The organism is Vibrio sp. Vb0888, from assembly GCF_033338835.1.
In the GTDB taxonomy this organism is placed as follows: domain Bacteria; phylum Pseudomonadota; class Gammaproteobacteria; order Enterobacterales; family Vibrionaceae; genus Vibrio; species Vibrio alginolyticus.
Genome location: NZ_JAWOTL010000064.1, coordinates 1 through 1862 on the forward strand (window position 1 = coordinate 1; position 1862 = coordinate 1862).

Genomic DNA, 1862 nt, shown 5'->3' on the forward strand with positions numbered 1-1862 from the left:
AACCGCCAGCTGTTACGTGAGTATCGCAGTTTAGTTAGTGAAGAGTCAGAGCTCTTCGCGATGGTCAATAAAGACCTCGCGTTACCTGCCGTAACGTTAGATAACCAGCACATTGAAGTGATGCTGAATGCGGGTCTCAGTGCCGATAGCAACATTGCCATTAATACGGGCGTCGATGGTGTCGGTTTATATCGAACTGAAATTGCATTTTTACTTCAACATCACTTTCCATCGGAAGATGAGCAGTATCATCAATATCGAGCAATATTAAACAGCTACTCGAACCAACGCGTGGTGATGCGTACTCTGGACATCGGTGGTGATAAACCATTGCCATACCTGCCAATCGAAGAGGACAATCCGTTTTTAGGTTGGCGCGGGATTCGCTTTACGTTAGATCATCCTGATATCTTTTTGATTCAATTGCGTGCGATGCTAAGAGCCAGTGCTGAAAGTGGTAATTTAAGTATCTTGTTACCCATGGTATCTGGTATTAAAGAGCTGGATGATGCGATGACGCTGATCAACCAAGCCTACAGCGAAGTTGTCTTGCTTGATGAGCGTATCCAGGCTCCAAAGGTCGGGGTGATGATCGAAGTACCATCGATGGTATATCTGCTTCCTGCCATCGCGCATCGAGTGGATTTTGTCTCTGTTGGTACTAACGACTTAACTCAGTATTTACTGGCGGTGGATCGGAACAATTCCCGCGTCGCTGATGTCTATGAATCCATGCATCCGGCAGTGCTGTTAGCACTCAAACAGATTCATGACGTGTGCGATAAATATCATGTGCCAGTGTGCATCTGCGGTGAATTAGCCGGTGATCCATTTGGTGCGCTCTTATTACTTGGGTTGGGATACACCAGCTTAAGTATGAACACATCTAACGTGGCTAAGGTGAAGTATTTGATTCGTCATAGCCAACAACAGGAACTAGAAAAACTAGCAGAACAGGCGATGACAAAATCGTACGGAGAGGAGATTCATCAAATGATGCATGATTTCTTTATCCAACAAGGTTTTGCAGGCTTCGTTCGTGCAGGGAAAAAGTAGGTAATCGTGACCGTCTCTTTATTTTTGTTATTGCTGGCGCTGGGCGCTTTTGTTGGTGTGATGGCGGGGCTACTCGGCATTGGGGGCGGATTAATCGTCGTACCTGCGTTGTTATTTTTGCTGCCTTGGGCGGGCATTTCTCCAGAAATGAGCATGCACATGGCGCTTGCGACATCTCTGGCAAGCATTATCGTCACATCAGGTTCTTCTGCTCTCAACCATCTTAAACTTGGCAACGTAGATATGTTTGTTGTGAAGTGGCTAATGCCCGGAGTGGTGATTGGCGGTTTTGTTGGTGCCAACATTGCCGAATGGATCCCAACTCATTACTTGCCGAAAGTATTTGGTGTCATTGTACTGTGTCTAGCTGTGCAGATGTTCCGATCCATTAAAGTAAAAAGTGAGAAGCCAATGCCGAGTAGTCCGGTCACTATGATGTACGGAACGGGAATTGGTGTGGTTTCTAGCTTAGCTGGTATCGGTGGTGGTTCTTTATCTGTGCCTTTTCTCAACAAGCACGGCGTAGAAATGCGTAAAGCGGTCGGCTCATCGTCAGTTTGTGGCTGCATCATCGCCATCTCTGGCATGATCGGCTTTATTTTGCACGGCTATAAGGTTGAAGGCTTACCTGCGTACAGTATTGGTTATGTTTACCTTCCTGCGTTACTTGCGATTGCGATGACTTCGATGTTGACCACGAAAGTGGGGGCGAAGCTCGCGACCAATCTTCCTACTGCGGTATTAAAGAAAATATTCGCAATATTCTTGATGTTTGTTGCAGCAACAATGCTGCTGTAAGTTTATTC

General features: G+C 46.1%; 2 protein-coding genes. Both read left to right on the forward strand.

The window, feature by feature from the left end:
• Positions 1–1056, forward strand: a 1056-nt coding sequence (gene ptsP / locus R7P72_RS23780) for a phosphoenolpyruvate--protein phosphotransferase (RefSeq protein WP_318110796.1), incomplete at its 5' end; no start/stop codon positions are given.
• Positions 1057–1062: 6 nt separating this feature from the next.
• Entirely contained in the window at positions 1063–1854 is a 792-nt protein-coding gene (locus R7P72_RS23785; protein ID WP_005481395.1) for a sulfite exporter TauE/SafE family protein, read from the forward strand.
• Positions 1855–1862 lie beyond the last annotated feature (8 nt).